We start from the raw sequence: 598 nt of genomic DNA, 5'->3' as shown, positions 1-598 counted from the left end.
AGACAAATTGCTGTCCTAATGAAATTAACTACGAAGAATCGTCATCGTGGCGCAGGCCACGACCTCCTTGGAACTTAATGCAGTTTGTTAATTCACAAGTAAAGCTTCGTACAAATCGTCCCAATCCGGATTCTCGGTATTGATTAGTTTATTTTTCCATTCCCTATGCCAGTTCTTTAAGCGCTTTTCTCTCAATATTGCATCTTCCATAAGCGCAAACTGTTCAAAGTACACGAGCTTTTGTAAGTTGTATTTTTTACTAAAACCATCTACTTGCTTGTTTTTGTGTTGGTGAATACGTTGAATTAGATTACTCGTTACGCCAATGTATAGCGTTGTATTGTGTATATTGGTAATGATGTAAACACAGGGTTGCTTCACAACAAGAATGCCTCGCAATCAAATCATGCAAGCTTAGCGAATTTTCATTTTATTTATACTGTTCTTTGTGTTGGTTTTAATTAAATTTACTATGTTCCAAGGGGGTCGTGGCCTGCGCCACGATGACGAATCTTCGTAGCTAGCTCAATAACGATTCTATGTAGCTAGCTCAATAACGATTCTATGTAGCTAGCTCAATAACGATTCTTCGTTGCTT

The 598-nt window shown here is 38.0% G+C and carries 1 protein-coding gene; it reads right to left on the bottom strand.

Going from position 1 to position 598, the window contains the following annotated elements:
* Window positions 1-87: 87 nt before the first annotated feature.
* Window positions 88-381 (bottom strand): GIY-YIG nuclease family protein, encoded by a 294-nt coding sequence (locus ACNKW3_RS19825; RefSeq protein ID WP_427401063.1) that lies wholly within the window; start codon window positions 379-381, stop codon window positions 88-90.
* Between the last annotated feature and the right edge of the window lie 217 nt (window positions 382-598).

Source organism: Glaciecola sp. 1036 (assembly GCF_050306235.1).
Classification (GTDB): domain Bacteria; phylum Pseudomonadota; class Gammaproteobacteria; order Enterobacterales; family Alteromonadaceae; genus Glaciecola.
This window is presented reverse-complemented; position numbering and strand designations above follow the sequence as displayed.